The 21,964-nt window shown below is 64.7% G+C and carries 18 protein-coding genes; 14 read left to right on the top strand and 4 right to left on the bottom strand.

From position 1 onward, the window contains the following. Positions 1-53: 53 nt before the first annotated feature. The 4 genes from AC07VL_RS13175 to AC07VL_RS13160 are packed head-to-tail and all read left to right on the top strand — an operon-like array spanning position 54 to position 4,896. On the top strand, positions 54-1,448 hold the full coding sequence (locus AC07VL_RS13175; RefSeq protein WP_494806257.1) for a class I SAM-dependent methyltransferase: 1,395 nt from the start codon (positions 54-56) through the stop codon (positions 1,446-1,448). Continuing rightward, a complete protein-coding gene (locus tag AC07VL_RS13170; RefSeq protein ID WP_494806256.1) occupies positions 1,448-2,791 on the top strand; it encodes a sensor histidine kinase in 1,344 nt (447 codons plus the stop codon). Before AC07VL_RS13175 ends, AC07VL_RS13170 begins: the two co-directional genes overlap by 1 nt. A gap of 1 nt (position 2,792) precedes the next feature. Continuing rightward, positions 2,793-3,890, top strand: a complete 1,098-nt coding sequence (locus tag AC07VL_RS13165) for a hybrid sensor histidine kinase/response regulator (RefSeq protein ID WP_494806255.1) — start codon at positions 2,793-2,795, stop codon at positions 3,888-3,890. Beyond that, complete coding sequence (locus AC07VL_RS13160; RefSeq protein WP_494806254.1) at positions 3,883-4,896, top strand: response regulator; 1,014 nt, start codon at positions 3,883-3,885, stop codon at positions 4,894-4,896. The genes AC07VL_RS13165 and AC07VL_RS13160 overlap by 8 nt, the downstream gene beginning before the upstream one ends. Positions 4,897-4,957: 61 nt before the next feature. On the opposite strand, the gene AC07VL_RS13155 is transcribed toward AC07VL_RS13160, so the two are convergent. Then, the gene (locus AC07VL_RS13155) at positions 4,958-5,485 is read right to left on the bottom strand and encodes an SRPBCC family protein (RefSeq protein ID WP_290605092.1); all 528 of its coding nucleotides are present in this window, start codon (positions 5,483-5,485) and stop codon (positions 4,958-4,960) included. Positions 5,486-5,688: 203 nt separating this feature from the next. On the opposite strand from AC07VL_RS13155, the gene AC07VL_RS13150 reads away from it, so the two are divergent. From AC07VL_RS13150 to AC07VL_RS13140, 3 genes are all read left to right on the top strand, one after another. After that, on the top strand, positions 5,689-6,474 hold the full coding sequence (locus AC07VL_RS13150; protein ID WP_494806253.1) for a DNA/RNA non-specific endonuclease: 786 nt from the start codon (positions 5,689-5,691) through the stop codon (positions 6,472-6,474). A gap of 21 nt (positions 6,475-6,495) precedes the next feature. Next, positions 6,496-6,750, top strand: a complete 255-nt coding sequence (locus tag AC07VL_RS13145; protein WP_290605089.1) for a nucleotidyltransferase family protein — start codon at positions 6,496-6,498, stop codon at positions 6,748-6,750. Between the two features lie 97 nt (positions 6,751-6,847). After that, the gene (locus AC07VL_RS13140) at positions 6,848-9,049 is read left to right on the top strand and encodes an OsmC domain/YcaO domain-containing protein (RefSeq protein ID WP_494806252.1); all 2,202 of its coding nucleotides are present in this window, start codon (positions 6,848-6,850) and stop codon (positions 9,047-9,049) included. Positions 9,050-9,130: 81 nt separating this feature from the next. Here the strand turns inward: AC07VL_RS13140 and AC07VL_RS13135 are convergent, their stop codons facing one another. From AC07VL_RS13135 to AC07VL_RS13125, 3 genes are all read right to left on the bottom strand, one after another. Next, complete coding sequence (locus AC07VL_RS13135) at positions 9,131-12,001, bottom strand: M16 family metallopeptidase (protein ID WP_494806251.1); 2,871 nt, start codon at positions 11,999-12,001, stop codon at positions 9,131-9,133. Between the two features lie 144 nt (positions 12,002-12,145). Then, positions 12,146-13,132: a sensor domain-containing diguanylate cyclase gene (locus tag AC07VL_RS13130; protein WP_494806250.1), complete on the bottom strand. Its 987-nt coding sequence runs from the start codon at positions 13,130-13,132 to the stop codon at positions 12,146-12,148. Positions 13,133-13,220: 88 nt separating this feature from the next. Then, positions 13,221-14,126 (bottom strand): sensor histidine kinase, encoded by a 906-nt coding sequence (locus AC07VL_RS13125; protein WP_494806249.1) that lies wholly within the window; start codon positions 14,124-14,126, stop codon positions 13,221-13,223. Between the two features lie 326 nt (positions 14,127-14,452). Here AC07VL_RS13125 and queE point away from each other — a divergent pair, with 326 nt between their 5' ends. The 7 genes from queE to ldcA all read left to right on the top strand — a co-directional run bounded on the left by queE (position 14,453) and on the right by ldcA (position 21,963). Beyond that, positions 14,453-15,088 carry a 7-carboxy-7-deazaguanine synthase gene (gene queE, locus AC07VL_RS13120; RefSeq protein ID WP_494806248.1) on the top strand — a complete coding sequence of 212 codons (636 nt, stop codon included), beginning with the start codon at positions 14,453-14,455 and terminating at the stop codon, positions 15,086-15,088. Between the two features lie 8 nt (positions 15,089-15,096). Further along, the gene (gene queD / locus AC07VL_RS13115; RefSeq protein ID WP_034785919.1) at positions 15,097-15,543 is read left to right on the top strand and encodes a 6-carboxytetrahydropterin synthase QueD; all 447 of its coding nucleotides are present in this window, start codon (positions 15,097-15,099) and stop codon (positions 15,541-15,543) included. Then, complete coding sequence (gene tadA / locus AC07VL_RS13110; RefSeq protein ID WP_494806247.1) at positions 15,536-16,063, top strand: tRNA adenosine(34) deaminase TadA; 528 nt, start codon at positions 15,536-15,538, stop codon at positions 16,061-16,063. The genes queD and tadA overlap by 8 nt, the downstream gene beginning before the upstream one ends. A gap of 247 nt (positions 16,064-16,310) precedes the next feature. After that, the gene (locus tag AC07VL_RS13105; protein ID WP_494806246.1) at positions 16,311-18,680 is read left to right on the top strand and encodes a TonB-dependent hemoglobin/transferrin/lactoferrin family receptor; all 2,370 of its coding nucleotides are present in this window, start codon (positions 16,311-16,313) and stop codon (positions 18,678-18,680) included. A 61-nt stretch (positions 18,681-18,741) separates the two neighbouring features. Further along, positions 18,742-19,899, top strand: coding sequence for a hemin-degrading factor (locus AC07VL_RS13100; RefSeq protein ID WP_494806245.1), 1,158 nt, complete (start codon positions 18,742-18,744; stop codon positions 19,897-19,899). Positions 19,900-20,095: 196 nt separating this feature from the next. After that, positions 20,096-21,013: an alpha/beta fold hydrolase gene (locus AC07VL_RS13095; protein ID WP_494806244.1), complete on the top strand. Its 918-nt coding sequence runs from the start codon at positions 20,096-20,098 to the stop codon at positions 21,011-21,013. 32 nt (positions 21,014-21,045) lie between these two features. Then, positions 21,046-21,963: a muramoyltetrapeptide carboxypeptidase gene (gene ldcA / locus AC07VL_RS13090; protein ID WP_494806243.1), complete on the top strand. Its 918-nt coding sequence runs from the start codon at positions 21,046-21,048 to the stop codon at positions 21,961-21,963. Position 21,964 lies beyond the last annotated feature (1 nt).

Raw genomic sequence — 21,964 nt, 5'->3', positions numbered from 1 at the left:
CGCCCCCAACACACTGGCGCGCCGGAAGCCGGGCAACTTGATAATGCTCAATCGTGTATTCACAATCGCAAATCGATCCAGTCGTCAGTTTCCGCAACACCCAGGGTGAGGCGGTGCGCGGCACGATTTTCAACTTGCAGCGCAATTCGCTGGTGATGGAAATCTACAATCCATACTCGATTGTGCAGGTCAGCGAGGTGCTCAACGAGCTGACGGTGCGCATGGGGGCGAAGAACGCCTACGTCGGCAAGGCCGTCGTCATCAGCAGCGTCAACACGGGCCTGACGGCCATCGTTTCCGTCACCCTGATCGACGAGTGGCGCGAATTGAGCGACGTGGTGGTGGTCAAGGGCGCGGTGGCGAAAGAGTCCAGCGCCTTCGTGGCGGGCTGGGGCGAGCGCTTCCGCATCCGCCGCGACTACCAGATCGTCGTCAACGAAATGCGCGCCTTCCTGTCGGAAGTGGCGCGCTGGGTCGAGCAGGTCGACCTGTCGGACTCGCTGCCGAAGGAAAACGGCCGCCTGCGCGCGGACATCTTCGACGAGCTGGCCCTGCCGCTGATGGAGCAGACCCAGCTGTACTTGCGCCAGCTCGAAGCGGAAGCCTCGCTCGTCGAGGAAGAGCGGGCGCCGGCCCACCGCGCCTTCGCCCAGGCGGCCCTGCATCCGCTGATCCTGCGCGCGCCCTTCGTCTTCCGCACGTTTACAAAACCGCTGGGCTACGCGGGCGACTACCAGATGGTCAACCAGTTGCTGGACGACCCGCGCCAGGGCCCCAGCACCTATTTCCAGATCGTCAATGCGGCCTTCCTGCAGGCGGCCGTCGCCACGGCGCACCGCAACCGCATCGATATCCTGACGGAATTCCTGGCGCAGAAGGCGGCCGCGGCGCGGGCGGCCGGGCGCGTGTACAAGGTGCTCAACGTGGGCTGCGGCCCCGCCATCGAAGTGCAGCGCTTCCTGGAAACGTGCGCGGACGCGCAGTGGCTGGCCTTCGAGCTGGTCGACTTCAGCAGCGAGACGCTGGACTGGACGCGCGCGCGCCTGACGAGCATCATGCAGCGCACGGGGCGTGTGGCGGAGATCGATTACGTGCACGACTCCGTGCACAACCTGCTCAAGCGCCGCCACGGTTCGGGCGCCACGGGCTTGCCCGGCGTTTTTGATGCCGTGTATTGCGCCGGCCTGTTCGACTACCTGTCCGACAAGGTGTGCGCGCGCCTGCTGCTGCACTTCGCCTCGCGCGTGGGGCCGGGCGGGCGATTGCTCGTCACCAACGTGCACGCCGACAATCCCGGCAAGTTCGGCATGGAGCATTTGCTGGAATGGCATTTGATCTACCGCAATGAAGCCAGCCTGTCGGCCTTGCTGCCGGAACACGCGACGGAGCACCATATCTATGTCGACGCCACGGGCGTGAACGTGTTTGCGGAAGTGAGCATTCCTTGATGGATAACCCGGGCCTGCAGGCCGGCTACTCGGCCGTTTTGCGCGATTTCCGCCTGGAGTTCAGCCGCGGCGGGGCCTACACGGGCATCGTCCTCATCCTGCTGGGCATGGGCCTCGATTCGGCCCTGTATCCGGACATGCAGTCGGCCTTCACCAGCGCCCGCATCCTCGTTTCCGTGCTGATCTTTTGCGTCGTGCTGGGCATGCGCACGCAGTGGGCGCAGGACCGCATCCAGGGCCTGACCTTCGTCTGGCTGATCCTGCCGCAGATCATGATCGCCTGGATGATCGCCGTCACCGAGGGCGCCGCCTCGATCTATTACGTGGGCATGACCCTGGCCATCTATTCCTCGGGCATCGTGCTGGCCTTCGGCCTGTGGCAGAACATGGTCTTCGGCGCCATGTCCTGCCTGCTGTACGTGGCGGCCTGCGCCTGGCATGCGGGCGGCCTGGACCTGCAGGCGGCCTTCGTCGTCAATTGCCTGTTCCTCATCATGTCGGCCAGCATCAGCGCCGTGTTTACCTATTTTAACGAGCGTGCCCGCTTCATGCTGTTCCAGCTGAAGGCGGAAGTGGCGCTGAAGAACACGCAGCTGGAAGAAACCAACAAAAGCTTGGCCGATATCAAGGGGCAGATGCTGCAGCAGGAGAAAATGGCCGCCATCGGCACCCTGGCGGCCGGCATGCTGCACGAGGTGAACAACCCCGTCAATTTCTGCATGATGGCCATCGAGGTGGCCATCGAGGACCCGGCCGCCAAGCAAAGCGCCCTCGTCAGTGAATGCCTGGCCGACGCCAAGCAGGGCATGCTGCGCGTACAGCACATCGTCTCGGACTTGAAGACCTTTGCCTACCGCAAGAGCGGCAACCAGCTGGAAAAAGGCCACTTCCAGTTCCGCAGCGCGCTCGAGGCGGCCATCCGCCTCGTCGGCCATGAAACGAAGAATGTCGGCATCAGCCACGACTTGCCCGTCGACACCCTGGTGCGCGGCGACGAGGCGGCCATCGTGGGCGTGCTGATCAACCTGCTGGGCAATGCCGTGTTGTCCATGCGCAAGGGCAATGCGCCGCCGTTCGAAATCCGCATCACGGCCCACTGGGAGGGGGACCGCCTGCGCATCAGCGTGCGCGACAACGGCCCCGGCATCGCCCCGGAAAACCTGGCGCGCGTCTTCGAACCCTTCTTCACCACGCGCGAAGTGGGGCAGGGCCTGGGCCTGGGACTGAGCATCAGCTATGGCGTGATCGAGCGCCACGGCGGCACCCTCACCGCCGAAAGCGTGCTGGGCGAGTGGGCCAGCATGAATTTCGACTTGCAGCGCTCGGATTGGGAGGGCCGCTAGCATGGACAGCGATAGCCGCGCCAGCGTGCTGTACGTGGACGACGAAGCCCTTGCCTGCAAGTATTTCGAGCGGGCCTTTGCCGTGCGCTACCGCGTGCTGACGGCGCAGAGCGTCGATGCGGCGCTGGCCCTGCTGGCGGACGGCGCCGCGCACATCGACGTGCTCGTCACCGATTACCGCATGCCGGACCGCCTGGGCAGCGAATTGCTGCAGGAAGTGGCGCAGCACCATCCGCACATCGTCAGCATGCTCGTCACGGCGTATGCGGACAAGGACGTGCTGCTCGAACTGATCAATGGCGGCAGCGTGTTCCGCCTGCTGGAAAAACCGCTCGACATGTCCGCCATGCAGACGGCGCTGCAGCTGGCCGTGCAGACGGGCCGCGAGCGGGCCGCGCGGCGCCAGGGCCTGGTGGCGATGGAAGAGTCGCTGGCCTTCCTCGCGCATGAGCTGAACACGCCGCTGGCCGCCATCGCCAATTTTGCGCGCGGCATCGAACGGCGCGCCCAGTGCGCGGGCGGGCCGCAGGCCGAGATCGGCGAAGCGGCCGCCTTGATGCACGACAATGCGCGCTATTGCCTGTCCGTGCTGGCCAGCTTCGTCGACACGGTGCGCCTGGCCAGCGCCGCGCCGGGCATGCAGGGCGGACGCCGCGCCGGCAGCGCGCGCCAGCTGCTGGCCGGCTTGCTCGACAGCTATCCCTTGAGCGCGGCCCAGCGCGCCGCCATCACCGTCGAGGACGGCGACGACTTCGCCATCGCCGAGTCGCCCAATTGCGTGGCGCTGATCCTGTCGTCCGTGCTGGGCAATGCCTTGCGTTCGGCCGGCGAACAGCCCCAGGCGGCGATCGGCATCCGCATCGGCGCCGGCCACATCGCGGTGCGCGACAATGGCGCGGGCATCGCCCCGGATATCGTCGCGCAGCTGCTGATCGACCCCGTCAATGCCGGCAGCAGCGACGGCAAGGGCTGGGGCATGGTGTTTTGCCACCGCATGATGCAATCGTTCGGCGGCAGCCTCGATATCGCCACCGAGTTTGGCAGTTCCACCACGGTAACACTGAATTTTCCAGTCCATATAAGGAACGAGCATGATTGACGCCAATCTGCGTTTACCGGCTCAGCGTGAGCCGGCGCAAGGCTTGCCGACGATACTCTATGTCGATGACGAGGCCAACGCCCTCAAATACTTCCAGCGCGCCATCGCGCCGCTGGCCGACGTGTTGACGGCCACGTCCGTCGAGGAGGGCAAGCGCATCCTCGACGAACACGCGGACCGCATCGCCGTGCTGGTGTCCGACCAGCGCATGCCCGGCGCCTACGGCAACGAGCTGCTGTCGTACGCCTGGGATCGCCACCCGCACATCGTGCGCATTCTGACCACCGCGTATTCGGAGCTGGAACACACGGTGGAAGCCGTCAACCAGGGACAGATCCACCGCTACATCCAGAAGCCGTGGGATATCGCGGCCCTGCGCATGGAGCTCAAGCAGGCGCTGGAGCTGGCGCGGCTGCGCAACGAGCACGCACAGCTGTTGCGCGAAAAGCTGATGGTGCGCCAGCGGCAAGCCATCGCCAACCGCATCGGCAGCCTGTACGCCCTGTGCGCCAGCCTGGCGGGCCCGGAACAGCAGCTGCCCGTGGAAGCGTACCTGTCGGCGGCCCTGACGGCCGGCGTCACGCCGCCCGAACCGGACTGGCTGCTGATGGATTATGCCGACCTGGTCAGCTCGGAAGCCTTCCGCAGCACGGCCTTCGGCGCCGCCGTGCGCCAGCAGCTCGACGCGCTCGAGCGCGACCACCCGGGGCGCGGCGTGGAACAGGCCATCGACATGCTCCTGCCCGTGTTCGGGCCGGCGCTGCAGAAGCAGGGCGGCACGGCGCTGTTCCTCGACGGGCGCCTGCTGACGGAGTTCCTGGAAACGCCCACCACCACGCCCGTGTCGGCCATCCATTCGTTCTGGCTGGCCAGCCTGCTGTGGCTGGCGCGGCGCGGCTGGTCCTTGCAGCTGAGCAAAGGGGAGCAGGGCTTGCAGGCCAAGCTGGCGCAGGCCGAACCGGCCCTCACGCCCGACCACCTGGCGGCGTGGATCGAGCAGTTCTGATGGCGCCTCCATAAAAAAAACAGGGCCGCGCGGGCCCTGTTTCTGCTGCCGGCAGGCGGGCTTAGCGCTCCGCCGCCGTTTTCAGGTTGTTCAAGCCTTTTTCGAAATCCTTGCCGATCATGCGGTCCATGCTGACGAAGACCGTCATGACCTTGCTCACGTAGGGGCTGGGACCCGTCATGGTCCAGTTGACCTTCGTGCCATCGCCATCGGGCGTCATGCTGAAGGTGGTGGTGTTATGGCTTTCGAACGGTTTCAGGAAGTCCAGCTTGATGACGGTGCGCTCGGGCTGGGCCGCTTCCGTGATTTCCATGCGGCCGGCGCCGACCTTGTCATTGCCTTGCCACGCATACTGCGCGCCCAGACCGCTGGCGGGGCCCGTGAACGTGCGGCGCATGCCCGGGTCGAGCTTTTCCCATGGCGACCAGGCGGCCCAGTAGTGGAAGTCCGTGATCAGGCCGGCGATCTTCTCGGGCGGGGCCTTGATGGTGATTTCGCGCTGGACACTGAACGTGTCGGGCTTGGTGGTGGCATAGCCGAGGATGGCGGCGACGACGACGACGATCAGCAGCAGGGTTTTTTTGATCATATGCTCTCCAAATCTTGAATGGTCGATGCGAACAAATCAGGGCAATCTTAGCAGATAAGAATGCCTTTGCGCGAGCCGTCGGGCTTTATTTGCGCCATGTCGCCTGCGGACCGCGCGCCGCCCCGCGCGGGCGCGCACGCCAGGTTTGTGACGGGGGCCGGCGTCCGCTAGAATGCTGGCCTGCAAAGATTTCAAAGGGAAATATGATTCAAGGAACGATCGCCAGGCTGACCCTGGCGTGCGGCTTGCTGGCCTCGGCCTTTGCCGCGAACCTGGCGCAGGCCGCCGCCTGTCCCGCCCATTACGTCGATGGCCGCAAGCCGGAAATCACCAACCCCAAGCTGGACGTGGCGACGCAGGAACTGTGTTACAACGTGTTTGGCGTGATGCATTCGGGTATTACGCGCACGCCCCTGTGGTCGGCCGAGCATTTGACGGCGGACAATCTGGAAGCGGCGCAGGACCTGTCGCGCGAAAACTCCTTCCATGCGGAACGCAAGCTGCCCGCCGCCCAGCGCGCCGAACTGGCCGACTATGCCCGCAGCGGCTTCGACCGCGGCCACATGGCGCCGAACGGCGACATGCCGGACCGCCAGAGCCAGCGCGACAGCTTTACCTTGGCCAACATGGTGCCGCAGGACGCGCGCAACAACCGCTATGTGTGGGCCGGCATCGAAGGCGCCGTGCGCAAGATGGCGAAGAAGGAAGGCGACCTGTACGTGATCACGGGGCCGGCCTTCATCGGCGGCAACCTGCGCAAGGTGGGCCGGGTGATCGTGCCCAGCCATCTGTACAAGGCCGTGTACAGCCCGCGCCAGCGTGCCGGCGCCGCGTATTTCATCGAAAACGTGGACACCAAGACGTATGAGGTACTGAGCATTGCGCAACTGGAAGACAGGATCGGCATCGATCTGTTACCGTCGCTGACGCGGCAGCAGAAGCTGCGCATGCTGAGTTTGCCCAAGGTCAATAGCAAGTCCAGGAAATAAACCCACTTGAAAGGACACTGTATGTGCGCAAAGAAATTCGTTCCCTACGCCAATGAAAGCGATGTGCTCGACATCGGCGGCCTGACCATCGAAAACCGCGTCGACCGCATCAGCATCAGCGGCGACATCGACCTGACCCTGGACAAGCCGGGCCTGGCGCTGGCAAAACAGCTGCAAACGCTGCTCGCCGATGTCGTGGCGCAGCTCGAAAAGCGGGACCTACCGGCGCAGCTGCCGCCGCCCGTCGTGACGTCGGTGGCCAATCCCTTCGAGTAAGGCCGCGCAACGCCCGGCAAACCGCGCGCCTATGCGCTGCGGCCGAAAGCACGGATAATAGCGCCTAATTTACTCAAGTACAGGTTTGGAATCACCCATGGAAATTAAAGTCAACTTTCTCGACAAGCTGCGTCTCGAAGCCAAGTTCGATGATTTCACGGTCATCGCCGACCAGCCCATCCGCTACAAGGGCGATGGTTCGGCGCCCGGTCCGTTCGATTACTTTTTGGCATCTTCGGCACTGTGCGCAGCGTATTTCGTGAAGTTGTATTGCGTAACGCGCAATATTCCCACCGAAAATATCCGCCTGTCGCAAAACAATATCGTGGACCCGGAAAACCGCTACCAGCAGATTTTCAAGATCCAGGTCGAATTGCCGGCGGATATCTCGGCCAAGGACCGCCAGGGTATCCTGCGCTCGATCGAGCGCTGCACGGTGAAAAAAGTGGTGCAGGCCGGCCCCGAGTTCGTCATTGAAGAGGTGGAAAACCTGGACGCCGATGCCCAGGGCTTGCTGATGCTCAATCCGGCTGGCGCGGCGAGTACCTATATCCCGGGCAAGGACTTGCCGCTGGAGCAGACCATCGCGAACATGTCGGGCGTGCTGGCGAACCTGGGCATCAAGATCGAAATCGCGTCGTGGCGCAATATCGTCCCCAACGTGTGGTCGCTGCACATCCGCGATGCCCATTCGCCCATGTGTTTCACCAACGGCAAGGGCGCCAGCAAGGAAAGCGCCTTGGCCTCGGCCCTGGGCGAGTACATCGAACGCCTCAACAACAACCATTTCTATGCGGGCGCGTTCTGGGGCGAGGACATCGCCAACGCGCCGTTCGTGCATTACCCGGACGAGCGCTGGTTCCAGCCCGGCCGCAACGATGCGCTGCCGCAGGAAATCCTCGATGCCTATTGCCTGGACGTCTACGATGCCGATGGCGAGCTGCGCGCTTCGCACCTGGTCGACACCAACTCCGGCAATGCGGCGCGCGGCATCTGCTCGCTGCCGTACGTGCGCCACTCGGACGGCGAGACCGTGTATTTCCCGTCCAACCTGATCGAAAACCTGTACGTCAGCAATGGCATGAGCGCCGGCAATACCCTGGCCGAAGCCCAGGTGCAGTGCCTGTCCGAAATTTTTGAGCGGGCCGTCAAGCGTGAAATTATCGAAGGCGAGATCGCCTTGCCCGACGTGCCGCAGGAAGTGCTGGCGAAATACCCGGCCATCCTGGCCGGCATCGCCGGGCTGGAAGAGCAGGGCTTCCCCGTGCTGGTCAAGGATGCGTCGCTGGGCGGCGTGTATCCGCTCATGTGCGTGACCCTGATGAATCCGCGCACGGGCGGCGTGTTCGCCTCGTTCGGCGCGCACCCGAGCTTCGAGGTGGCGCTCGAGCGCAGCCTGACGGAATTGCTGCAGGGGCGCAGCTTCGAAGGCTTGAACGACTTGCCGCAGCCGACCTTTGCCAGCGAAGCCGTGACGGAGCCGAACAACTTCGTCGAGCACTTCATCGATTCGAGCGGCATCGTCTCGTGGCGCTTCTTCAGCGCCAGGGCCGATTACGACTTCGTCGAGTGGGATTTCTCCGGCCACGGCGACGACTCGAACGCCGAGGAGGCGGCGACCCTGTTTGGCATCCTCGCGGACATGGGCAAGGAGGCGTACACGGCCGTGTACGACCAGCTGGGCGCCGTCGCCTGCCGCATCCTCGTGCCCGGCTATTCCGAGGTGTATCCGGTGGAAGATCTGATCTGGGACAATACCAACAAGGCGCTGCTGTTCCGCGCCGACGTGCTGAACCTGCACCGCCTGGACGATGCCAGCCTGGAAGCGCTGCTGGACCGCCTGGAAAACAGCGAGCTCGACGATTATGGCGACATCGCCACCCTGATCGGTATCGAGTTCGATGAAAATACGGACTGGGGCCAGCTGACGGTGCTGGAATTGAAGCTGCTGATCAACCTTGCTTTGAAGCAATTTGAAGAGGCGCACGAGCTGGTGGGGGCCTTCCTGCAGTACAACGACAACTCCGTCGAACGCAAGCTGTTTTACCAGGCCTTGAACGTGGTGCTGGAAGTGGTGCTCGACGAGGAGCTGGAACTGGACGACTACGCCGTCAACTTCCGCCGCATGTTTGGCGACGCGCGCATGGATGCGGCGCTCGGTTCCGTGGATGGCAGCGTGCGCTTCCATGGCTTGACGCCGACGAGCATGCAGCTCGAGGGGCTGGAGCGCCACCAGCGCCTCATCGACAGCTTCCGCAAGCTGCACGCGGCGCGGGCCAGGGCGGCGGCCATCGGCTGAATGCCGCCCCCTGCGGCGCAGGGCACGCCGCTGCCCGCCTGATCCGCCCTGTTGCGGCAGATCAGGCGGGAACCGCCTGCCTTACTTGGCGAAGGCCTGCGCCGCCGGCGTCACCACGATGGCTTCGGGCTTGATGCCCAGTTTCATCGCACCGATGACCTTGTCTTCATCGAGCAGGGCCTGCGGCTTGTTGCCGTCATACTTGATGGGCGAGAAGGCGTCGCTGGCGAGCTTTTCCTTCAGGCCGGCCGCATCCTTGGCCACGATCACCACGTTCAGGTTCTTCGCCGACAGGTGCTGTTTGATGGCGCGGTTGACGTCCTGCAGCGTCAGTTTCGACAAGCCGTCACGCATCAGCTTGGTGAACTCCGGCGTGCCATACCATTGCGAGTCGAGCGCGTAGCCCAGCTGCTGGTCCTGCGTCGAGGTCATGACAAACACGTTCTTCATCAGGTAGTCGCGCGTGGTGGCGAAATCGTCCTGCGTCAGGCCATTGTCGATCAGCTTGCCCAGCTCCGTCAGGGCCACGCGCAGGGCGAAATGGGCATTGTCCGGCGCCACGGGACGGATCCATACCTCGAACAGCTGCGCCTTGCGGCCCAGGTTCGGGTTCGGGAAGAACTGGTACATGCCGCGCGGGAACGCTTCGATGTAGGCATAATCGCCATAGTTCATGCCGCGGATTTCGCGGATGCGCTGGTACAGGTAGGAATTCGAGGCGCGGTGCTCGCCCAGCCACGTCTTCGCCAGCCACAGGGCGGGGAAGTCCGGGTGCGTGCGGTTCACGTCCAGCGGCAGGCCGAAGGAAATGGCCGTGGCACGCGTGTTTTTCTCGAGGATTTCCACTTCCAGGCCGTGCGCCTTGTGGCCGGCCGGTTTCACCGTGGCCGGCAGGCCCGGTCCGGCCGGCAGTGTCGCCAGCGCCTGCGTCAGCGACGCCGTCATGGCGTCGGAGACGTCGCCGGAAATGCCCACCTTGACGGCGCCTTGGGCGTAGGCCGTCTTCCAGAACTGTTTCACGTCGTCCAGGGTGATGGCGTCGATGCCGGCCACCGTGCCCAGCACGGGGTGGCCGTAGGGCGTGCCCGCATACACGTTCGTCTGCAGGCGCTCCTTGGCGAATTCCTCCTCGTTGTTGTCCTTCAGGTCCAGCAGCAGCGCGTTCTTTTGCGCATCCTTCAGGCGGCGGAAGTCGTCCTCGCGGAAGCCCGGCGAGAGCAGCAGGGGCAGGGCGATGGCGTTGAACTGGGCCCAGTTATCCTTGTGGATGGAACCCGTAAACGTCGTCATTTCCTTGTCCGTCTGCTGGCTGAAGCTGCCGGCCAGCGGGAACAGGGCGGCGTTGACTTCGTCGATCTTGCGCTCGGACGAGCCGCCGGACGCCACCATGGCGGCCGTCAGCGCGGCCAGGCCTTCCTTGCCCTGCGGGTCCTGCGCGGAACCGGCCGTAAACAGCAGCTTGTAGCGGATCTGCGGCAGCGCGGACTTTTGCACCAGCACGTCGAATTTCGTCGTGGCAGCGGCCGGCAGCAGGCTGGCCAGCTTCGGCGTGGCGGCGATGGCTTCGGCCATCGGCTGGTGCGACAGGGTGGTCACCACCAGGCCGTCGTCCGTCAGGTACTTGCGCGCGGCCGCCTGCAGGTCGGCCGGCGTGAGCGTGTCGATCAGGCGGTAGTACTGGTTGATGGTGGCGTAGGAGCGGTCGAAATGCACGAAGGAAGCCAGGGTGCCGGCGATCTGCTCCGTGTTGTCCAGCGAGCGGATCAAGCCGTATTTTTCCGCCGACTTGGCATCCGCCAGGTCCTTGTCGCTCACCGGCGTGTCGCGCAGCTGGGCCACGGTCTTCAGGATGGCATCGCGCACGTAGACGGCGTCATCGATGTTCTTCACGCGCGCGCCGATCACGGCCAGGGTCGGGTCGACCCGGTCCGGCGTCATGTCGAACAATTGATCCACCTTCTGCTCGTTCTGCACCAGGCGTTTATACAGCGGCGACGTGCGGCCGAACGACAGCGACAGCAGGGTGGCCAGGGCCGCCTGGTCCTTGTCCTTTACGGAAAACGCGGGCGCATGGAAGCCGACGGCCACCCATGGCAGGGTCGGCGTGGGCCAGGCCACGTGCTTGTAGACGGGGCCATGCGGCTTTGGCTCCACGGGCACGGCCGCCTGCTGCTTGCCGCGCTGCCAGCCGCTCCAGTATTTTTCCACCAGGGCGATGGCTTTCTGCGGGTCGACGTCGCCGGCGATGATGATGGTGGTGCGCTCGGGACGGTACCAGCGGTCGAAGAAGACCTTCGAGTATGCGTACTGGTTCGGCATGTCCTCGATGTCCTGGATGAAGCCCATCGTCGTGTGCTTGTAGGTGTGCGTCGTGTAGGCACTGTCGCGCATCACTTCGAACAGTTTCGAGACGGGATTGGCGCTGTTCTTATTGTACTCGCCCAGCACGGCCCGCGATTCCGTCTTGAACGCGTCTTCCGCATAGTCGAGGTGCTGGAAACGGTCCGCTTCCACCTTCAGCACGGTTTCCAGGTCATCCTTGGCAAACGTCGTGTGGTAGTTGGTCAGGTCGTCGCTCGTGTAGGCATTCTGGCGCGCGCCCGCCTTGGTGATGACTTCCTGGTATTTCTCGGGCGGATAGGCCTTGGTGCCGCGGAACATCATGTGCTCGAAGAAATGCGCGAAACCGGACTTGCCCGGCTCCACTTCATTGCGCGAGCCCGTCTGCACGGGAATCTGCAGCGAGACGATGTTCGGGAAGCCCGTGGGCACGATGATGATTTTCAAGCCGTTGGCCAGGGTTTTTTCCGTGGCCTTGAACGGCAGCAGGTCAGCCTTGCTGGCGGCGGCGCTTTTGGCGACGGCCGGCGCGGTGCTGGCCGTCTGCTGGGCCAGGCTGGACGAGGCCATGGCCGACAGGGCCAGGGCGAAGGCGGGTAGTAGGGCGGGCATGATTCTTGACACGAAGGCTCCTTCTTTTTGTGATGTTATGAAAGTGCAACGCCACAGCATAGAATATTCGCGCCGCCGTGCATAGGGGGAGGGCGGGCCGGAGCGCGCCGGACGGCCGCGTGGCGGCCCCGCCGGCGGACGCGTTCAGGTCAGCGTCGCTTCCGGCAGGCTGATGCGGTTGCGGCCCAGGTGCTTGGCGCGGTACAGGGCGCAGTCGGCCGTGTGGATCAGCTGCCCCAGCTCCGTGCCCGGCCCGGGCAGGGCCGTGGCGGCGCCGATGCTGACGGTGACGCAGGCGCCGTCGGCGCGCTTGCGCGGCAGTTGCAGCCGTTCCACGCGCTGGCGGATGCGCTCGGCGACGATGGCCGCGCCCTTGAGCGACTGGTTCGGCAAGATGACGGCGAATTCCTCGCCGCCATAGCGGGCCACGAGGTCGTTGGCGCGCATTTCGCTGGCCACGGCGCCGGCCACCTTGCGCAGGCACAGGTCGCCGCCCTGGTGGCCGTGGCTGTCGTTGTATTCCTTGAAATTGTCGACGTCGACCATCAGCAGCGACAGGGGCTGGCGCTGGCGCCGGGCGCGCTGCCATTCCGCGTGCACGGTGTCGTCGAAGCAGCGCCGGTTGGCCAGGCCCGTCAGGCCGTCGCGCGTGGCCAGGCGTTCCAGTTCCGCGTGGGCGCGCTTTTCATCGGTCATGTCGCGCAGGGTTTCCACCACGGCGATCAGTTCGCCGCCGTTGCCGTACAGGGGGCTGGCATCGACGGCCAGGTAGCGCCGCCGTCCCGTGCGCGGCATGTCGCACCAGTTTTCCGCGCACAGGTTGTCGCCCGTGCCGCTGCGGTATTGCTGCTGCGCCTGCAGGGCGCGCCCGTCGCCGCTGCGCCCGGCCAGCAGCAGGTCGGCCAGGGTGGCGCGCTCGTCGTTGTAAAAGCAGCGTCCCGGCTGGCGCGTGCCCAGCACTTCGGCGGGCGGCACGCCCGTCAGCTGTTCGCAGGCGCGGTTCCAGATCATCACCGTGCCATGCACATCGAGCACGAAGGTCGGCACGACCAGCAATTCCATCATTTTGACGGCGAAACCCTGGGTTTCCCCATGCGGCGATGCGCTGGCAGGTGCGTGGCTGTCCGGCATGAAAGCATCCTTATTCGACGTGTATGGGTGTGCCCGATGGCCATGATGCAGCGTGGAGGGCGGGAAGTGTTGATATTGAGCAATATTGTCAGCAATGGCTGGCCGTTCCGTCCGGCGCCGCCGGCAGCGGCACGGTCAGCTGCAGGGTGGTGCCGCTGCCGCTGCGGCTGTCGATGTGCAGGCAGCCGCCCGCGCAGGCCAGGCGCTCGTGCATGCCGGACAAGCCGCAGCCCAGGCGCGTGCTGGCCGGCATGCCGATGCCATTGTCGCTGACGCGCAATTCCAGGGTGGCGGCGTGGCGGCGCAGTCCCACGCGCACCTGCGTCGCCTGCGCATGGCGGGCGATATTGGCCAGCGACTCCTGCAGCGCGTGGTACAGCAGGGCGTCGTACGCGCCCGCAGCCCCGTCCGCCAGCGCGCCCCCGCCGGCGTAGTCGCACGCGATGCCGGTGCTGCGCGAAAACTCGGCCAGCAAGCCATCGACGGCCGCCTGCAGGCCATGCTCGAGGGCCGGTGGCCGCAGGTCGTGGATGACGCAGCGCAGCGCCGCGATGCTCAGGTCGACATTGCGCGCGATCAGGGCCAGTTTCTGCGCCAGCGGCGGCGCCGTGGCGGACAGGCCGATCTGCAGCATGGAGAGGTCGATCTTCAGGGTCAGCAGGTGCTGGCCCAGGTCGTCGTGGATGTCGCGCCCGATGCGCAGGCGCTCCTGTTCGCGCGCCTTCTGCTGTTCGCAGGCCATGCGGCCCTGTTCGGCGCTGGCGCGCAGCTGTTCCTGCACCCGCAGGCGGGCGGCCAGGCGGTGCTGGCGCCACAGCAGCAGCAAGGCCAGCAACCCCAGCAGGACGGCGCAGGCCGTCGCCAGGTTCAGCGGCGTGGCCGCCTGCGCCAGCGGTTCGGCCGCCTGGCCCGCCTGCAGGGACAGGGTGGCGCCCGCCGCCAGGCAGGCGAGCAGGCCCAGGCGCACCGGCAGGCGTGTGCTGTATTGCATCATTGCGCGCTCCCAAAAATGTTTTCCATCAGGCAATGTCATGATGGAAAATATATTGGCTTGAAGTCATGCATATTGTCTAAACGCAAAAACCTCGCAGATGGCGGCGGCAGTGTTGCATGCTTGCCGCTTTTTTCTGCAACTTTTACTTGCCGTTTTTTGTCGTGCCGGGCGGCAGGCGCGGCATTTGCACGGGAAGTGTCGCGGCGGCATATAATAGAGGGTTGTCAATCGGCTTTTGCTGCCCCGGCCATGCGTCCGGCGCCGGGCGCGCCTGCACCCATGCGCCCGTCCTGCGCGGCGGCGCCAGCCAGCTCTTAGGAAATACAGTGACTTATAGCATCAAAGAGATTTTTTACACCCTGCAGGGCGAAGGCGCGCACGCGGGCCGTCCGGCCGTATTTTGCCGCTTTTCCGGCTGCAACCTGTGGACGGGCCGCGAAAGCGACCGCGCCACGGCCGTCTGCCAGTTCTGCGACACGGATTTCGTCGGCACCGATGGCGAACGTGGCGGCAAGTTCAGGACGCCCGAGGAGCTGGCCGCGCTGATCGACAGCCTGTGGCCGGCCAGCTACGCGCCGAGCAAATACGTGGTGTTTACGGGCGGCGAACCGCTGCTGCAGCTCGATACGGCCCTGATCGACGCCATGCACGCGGTCGGCTTTACCATCGCCATCGAAACCAACGGCACCTTGCCCGTGCCCCCCGGCGTAGACTGGATCTGCGTCAGCCCGAAGATGGGTTCGACCCTCGTCGTGCACAAAGGCAATGAAATCAAGGTGGTCATTCCCCAGTTCCAGCAAGACCTGGCCGCCTACGAAGGCCTCGATTTCGAGAATTTCTTCGTGCAGGCGATGGATGGCCCCCTGGCCGCGCAGAACATGAAGCTGGCCATCGAGACGTGCAAAAGCAACCCGAAGTGGAAGCTGAGCCTGCAAACCCATAAACTCCTGCAAATCCCTTAACAACACCTATGCTGACTATCACACGCAAGCTCGAATTCGACGCGGGCCACCGCATTCCCGACCACAAAAGCCAGTGCCGCAACCTGCACGGCCACCGTTACACGGTGGAAATCACCCTCGTGGGCCAGGTCATCGAAGCGGAAGGCAATTCCGACAATGGCATGATCATGGACTTTTCCGACGTGAAAACCCTGGCCAAGCAGCACCTGGTCGACGTCTGGGACCACGCCTTCCTCGTCTACGAGAAAGACACGGCCGTGCGCGACTTCCTGGCCAGCCTGCCCGACCACAAGACCGTCGTCATCGACCGCATCCCGACCGTGGAAAACCTCGCGCGCATCGCCTTCGAGATCCTCAAGGCGGCATTTACCGACCACTTCGGCACGGGCTTGCACCTGCATAAGCTGGTGCTGCATGAAACGCCGAACTGCTGGGCAGAAGTGACCGATGACTGACACGCCTGACAGCGCCGTGCCAGCCGTGCATGCGGACGACGCGCGCTACATGCAGCTGGCCCTGGAACAGGCGCAGCACGCGTGGGACCTGGGCGAGGTGCCCGTCGGCGCCGTCGTCGTCAAGGATGGCGCAGTCATCGCCGTGGGCTACAACCAGCCCATCGGCCGCCACGATCCGACTGCGCACGCGGAAGTCATGGCCTTGCGCGCGGCCGCCGAGAAGCTGGGCAACTACCGGCTGCCCGGCTGCGAGCTGTACGTGACCCTGGAACCGTGCGTGATGTGCTCGGGCGCCATGCTGCATGCCCGCCTGGCCCGCGTCGTGTACGGCGCCGGCGACCCGAAGACGGGCGCCTGCGGTTCCGTGCTGAACCTGTTCGAGCAGCCGGCCCTGAATCACCAGACGGCCATCGCCGGGGGCGTGCTGGCCGACGAGTGCGGCGCCTTCCTGCGCCGCTTCTTCGCCGAGCGCCGCCGCGCCCAGGCGGAAGCTCGCAAGCTGGCCAATCCGGCCGCCTGACGCCGGGCAGGGCCGGGCAGGGCCGCCATGGCCTTGCCAGGATGCCAGCCACGCCTTGCCAGCCATCCCGGCTGGCATTTTTATAATTGTTGCGAAATAACATCTGTCTAGACCAATTGTCATTCTCAAATGAGAATGATTCGTGTTACAGTATTGTTTTCGCCAGCAAACTTTCCTTATGCATCGTTAACACTTTCGTTATCGATCCGGGTTCAAGAGCCAGCCTTTACTCTGAGACCGGATCATCATGACTACTGTGCTTCCGCAGCGCTCCGCTGCCCCCGTCGTATCCTCACCCCGCCTGCCTGTCCGCCGCCATAACCTGGTGCTGCGCGCCGCGTTGCTGGGCCTGTTCGCCGCGCCCCTGCTGCCCGCCGTCGCGCAAACGGCCGCCGCCGTCAATGCGGGCACGGCCGCCCAGGAGCCTGCCAGGCTGCCCGTCTTCCCGGAAATCGTCGTGAACGCCAAGCAGGACTACGAGCGCCGCGCCGGCACCAAGACCGTGATCAGCGGCGAAGACCTGGAAAAGCGCGGCGTGACGGACATGGGCGGCATCGTGCGCTACCTGCCATTGATCAGCGCACCCATGGCCGCATCGGGCGCCGGTAACGTGTGGGACGGTTCGGGCAACACGGGCTACAACATCCGCGGCCTGGAAGGCAACCGGGTCAGCCTGGACGTGGACGGCATTGCGTTGCCGGACGCCGCGCCGAAGCCGGACGGGCAGACCTTGAACGCCTTTGCCACGGGCCGTGATTATTTCGACCCTGAAACCTTCCGCGAAGTGCGCATCGATTCGGGCACGACGGCCGTCAGCGGCGCCAGTCCCGGCCTGGGCGGCGGCGTGGCCTTCATCACCAAGTCGCCCGAGGATTACCTGGGCGAAGGCGTGGACCATTACGTGGCCTATAAATATGGCCGCGCCACGGCCGACCGCAGCAATGCGCATACCTTGACGGGCGCGGCGAAGATCGGCGACCAGCTGCAAGGCCTGGCCGTCTATGTGCACCGGGACGGCGAGCAGCTGGACAGCCGCGGCAGCGCCCCCGTCAATCCGGACGACTGGCATTCGAATGCCTTGCTGTCGAAGCTGGTTTGGGCATTGCCGGGTGAACAGAAGCTGGACTTGACGGTCGACATGTTCGAGCGCAAGAACAAGCGCGATGTCGACAACAAGGCGGGCGCTTCGTATCCTGACGGCGTGAAACAGGATTCCACCACCAAACGCACCCGCGTCAGCCTGGGCCATGACATCGTGCTCAAGGATTTCGCCCTGTTCGACCGCCTGACCTCGAAAGTCTATATCCAGAACGCCAAGGTCGACGACAAGACGAATGCCCGCTACATCACGGGCGGCAAGCAGTACCAGCGCGCCATCGACACCACTTTCAAGAACGACAGCATCGGCCTGACGTCGGAAGCGTTCAAGCAGCTCAACGCCGACAATGCGCTGGTGTATGGCGTGCAGCTGGAACAGACCGAATCGCGCCGCCCCTGGGTGGAAGACCGCACGGTGATCGCCACGGGCGAGCACCAGATCACGCGCAAGAACCGCATGGCCGACATGGACAGCACCAAGGTGGCGCTGTATGCCCGCGATGACTATAGTTTCAACCTGGCTGGCAAGAAGGCCGTGCTGACGCCGGGCCTGCGTGCCGATTACCGCAAGCTGGAGCCGAAGAACCTGCAAAACTACGTGATCGCCGTGCCGGACGCGGCCAAGGAAGTGCGCACGGAGAGCGATACCTACCTGACGCCAAGCCTGAGCCTGTCGGTGGAAGTGCTGCCGCAAATAAACGCCTACGCCACCTATACGCGCGGCACGCGCCTGCCGACGGCGGCCGAACGCACGGGCACCTACGATTCCTTCAGCTATACGGGCACGGGCGCCGGCTACGCCATCCTGGGCAACGCCAATTTACGCAAGGAAACCAGCAATGCCTACGAGCTGGGCCTGAAGGGCGACGTTGCCCGGGGCTTGAGCATGCATGCCTCCGTCTACCAGACGCAATACAAGAACATGATCGAGTACGTGGCGCAAGCGCCGGATCCGGTGAATTACCCGACCCTCAGCTGGGGCCTGTATCGCCCGGAAAACATCGGCAATGCGCGCACCTGGGGCGCCGAGCTGACCCTGCGCGCCGAACTGGGCGCCTGGGCGCCGGTCATGCAGGGTTACCACGTCGACCTGGGCACGGGCGTGGCGAAAGGCCGCTCCTTCAATACGCAGACGGGCGACAGCGCCGGCCTGGCCTCGGTGGCGCCGGCCAAGACGTCGCTGAGCCTCGGCTACGACCATGCGAACCAGCTGTTCGGCCTGGCACTGACGGCCCTGCATGCGGGCGAGAAACAGGCGCCGGACGATATCATCCTGGGCGTCACCACGCCGCGCTTCACCGTGCCGTCGTACACCATCTTCGACCTGTCGACGTACTGGAACGTGCACAGGAACGCGAAGCTCATCGTCGGCGTGTACAACTTGACGGATCGCAAGTACTGGGATTATGCCGCCGCGCGCAGCCTGGCCGCCGGCACCACGGCCGCCAGCCGCGCCGAGATCGAGCGCTATGCCAAGCCGGGCCGCAACGTGGCGGCCAGCCTGAGCGTCAATTTCTAGGTTTCACCGGGGAGGCGCGCCTGCGCCTCTTTTTTTCCATGTTTGATTGAATGGTCACTCTATGAAGTTATCCAAACTCGTTCTATCCCTGCTAGGCAGCCTGCTGATCGCCAACGCATACGCGGCCCCAGCCACCCTGGCGGAACGCTGGTCCACCTTGCGCACGGAGCAGCCGAAGCTGCAGATCCGCGACGCGGCCCGCGCGCTGGGCGTGTCGGAAGCGCAATTGCTGGCAACCAACATCGGCAATGGCGTCACGCGATTGCAGGCCGACGGCAACGGCCCGCGCGAAATCATGCGCGCCGCGCTGGACCTGGGCCTCGTGCAAGCCATCACGCGCAATGAAAACGGCGTCATCGAGACGACGGGCATCGCCAGCAAGTTCAAGCAGGCGGGCGACAAGTCGGAACAGGCCGACGCGAAACAGGACCCGGAAACGCAGGCGCGCCAGCGCAACATCGCCGGCGGCTACCTGGGCGGCCAGATCGACCTGCGCTTCCATTTTGATCACTGGAAATACGCGTTTGCCGTGGTCCAGCCCGGCCGCGACGGCAAGCCGACGCGCAGCCTGCAGTTTTTTGACGCCAACGGCACGGCCGTGCACAAGATCTACCTGCGCAACGAAGCGGGCGTGGCCGTCTACGACAAATTGGTGGCGACCTTCCGCATGCCCCAGCAGAGCGCGGAATTGAACGTGCTGGCCGTGGCGCCGAAGGCGGCGGAAAAACCCGATAGCGAGATCGACGTCAAGGAATTCCAGCTGGCCTGGAAAGACATGACGGACGTGCACCAGTTCGCGCAGATCATGCGCGAATTCCACCTGTCGCGCGAACAGGCGCTGCGCCTGGCGCCGGCCGGCGTGGTCGAGCGCGTGACGCCCGAAGCGCTGCGCACCCTGCTGGAAAACGCGGCGAAGGACAAGGTCGGCATCATGGTGTTCCTGGGCAACGAGGGCTTGACGCAGATCTACAGCGGCAAGATCGGGAAAACCATGGCCGCAGGCGGCTTCTTCAACGTGCTGGACCCGGACTTCAACCTGCACATCCGCGACACGGCCCTGCGCAGCGGCTGGGTCGTCAAGCGGGGCGGCGTCACCTCCGTCGAATTCTTCGACAACGACGGCACGCAAGTGGTCTCCTTCTTCGGCGTGCGCGAGCGGGGCAAGCCGCAGCCGCAAAGCTGGGTGGACCTGGCCGATAGTCTGCCAAAGGCAAAATAAGGTTTTTTGCAAGTTGATGAGTATCAGCACATGGCAGAGCCGCAGCGATACGCCGTAGCCAATGTCATGTGCGAGCAGAGCAACACTTCAGTGTGGGTGCCGCGTGCCGGCCTCATGTCTGAAGCACAATAGTGGTATGCTGATCGCAAGGCCGCAGCGATCGTGTCTGCGTGCTGGTTCCTGAAGAGAGGCAATCATGGCAACCATCATGGCGAACGGCCTCAATATAGCTTATGAAAGCCACGGCAACCCGGACGATCCGTGCGTGCTGCTGGTCATGGGCCTGGGCATGCAGCTGATTGCCTGGCCCGCCGACTTCGTCGAAGGCATCGTCGAGCAGGGCTTTCGGGTGGTGCGCTTCGACAACCGCGACAGCGGCCTGTCGAGCAAGATGGCGCTGGCGGGCAAGCCGTATCTGCCGCTGGCCTACGTGAAAAACTTGCTGGGCTGGCCCCTGAAAACCTCCTATACCCTCGATGACATGGCGGACGATGCGCTGGGCCTGCTGGCGGCCCTGCGCATCGCGCAGGCGCACGTGATTGGCGTGTCGATGGGCGGCATGATCGCGCAAGTGATGGCGGCGCGCGCGCCGCAGCAGGTGCTCAGTTTGACGTCCATCATGTCGAGCAGCGGCCGGCGCGGCTTGCCCGGCCCCACGCGGGCCGCGCGCAATGCGCTGTTGCAGCGTCCGAAACGCAATGCCAGCCGTGCCGAGCTGATGGCCCACATGGCCGCCACCGTGCGCGTCATCGGCAGTCCCGCCTATCCCGTGTCGGAAAAACTGCTGTACCAGCGCATCGAGGCGGCGCTGGAGCGGGGCAGCTGTCCGGAAGGCGTGGCGCGGCAAATGGTGGCCATCGCCGCGTCGGGCGAGCGCACGGCCTTGTTGCCGAGCATCAGCTGCCCGGCCCTCGTGATCCATGGCGCGGCCGACCCCCTGATTCCCGTCGCCTGCGGCATCGACACGGCGGCGCTGATTCCCGGCGCGCGGATGGAAGTGATCGAAGGCATGGGGCACGACATGCCGCCCCAGCTGATCGAGCGCCTGCTCGCCTTGATCGATATGCATCTGCAAGGTAAGATGGCGCCCCAGATGCGCTCCCAGCCAGCCTAGGCGCGCCCACCACTTGACTAGCCGGGCATATTTTGAAGACACCTGAGATTGGCATCGCCATCGTCGCGCCGGGCGGTTGCGCGCCCGATGACGCGGCCGTGGCGCGCGGCATCGCCCGCCTGCAGGCGCAAGGCGCCACCGTCCACACTTACTACGATCCCGAACACACCTTCCAGCGCTTCGGCGGCACGGATGCGGGCCGCCTGGCGCAGCTGAACGCGGCGGCAAGCGACCCGGACGTGCAGGTGGTGCTGGCCCTGCGCGGCAGCTACGGCATCAGCCGCATCCTGCCCCAGATCGACTTTGCCGCCATGGCCGCCAGCCGCAAGCTGTTCGTCGGCTACAGCGATTTTACGGCCTTCCACATGGGCTTGATGGCCAAGACGGGCCGCGCCAGCTTTGCCGGTCCCATGGTCTGCGACGATTTCACGCGCGACGAGCCCGAGCAATTTACGCTCGATCAACTGTGGTCCTGCCTGGCGGGACCGACGCACACGGTGACGGGCACGGCAGCCGGCAATCCGCAGGTCGAGACCGTGGGCACCTTGTGGGGCGGCAACCTGGCCATGCTGGTCCACCTGCTGGGCACGCCGTATTTCCCCGAGATCAACGGCGGCATCCTGTTCCTGGAAGACGTCAACGAACACCCGTACCGGGTCGAGCGCATGCTGCTGCAATTGCTGCACGCGGGCGTGCTCGAGCGCCAGCAGGCGGTGGTGCTGGGCGACTTTTCCGCCTATAAATTGAGCCCCATGGACAAGGGCTACGATTTCGACGTCATGCTGGCCTATGTGCGCCAGCGCTCGCCCGTGCCCGTGCTGACGGGTCTCGAATTCGGCCACATCCGCCGCCGCGTCACCCTGCCGTTCGGCGGCCAGGCACGGCTGCAATCGGATGCGTCCGGCTTCACCCTGCAGGTGAGCGACTACCCGACTCTGGCGCGCCCCTGAA

It is taken from the genome of Janthinobacterium sp. GW821-FHT03C08 (assembly GCF_059420905.1).
This window is presented reverse-complemented; position numbering and strand designations above follow the sequence as displayed.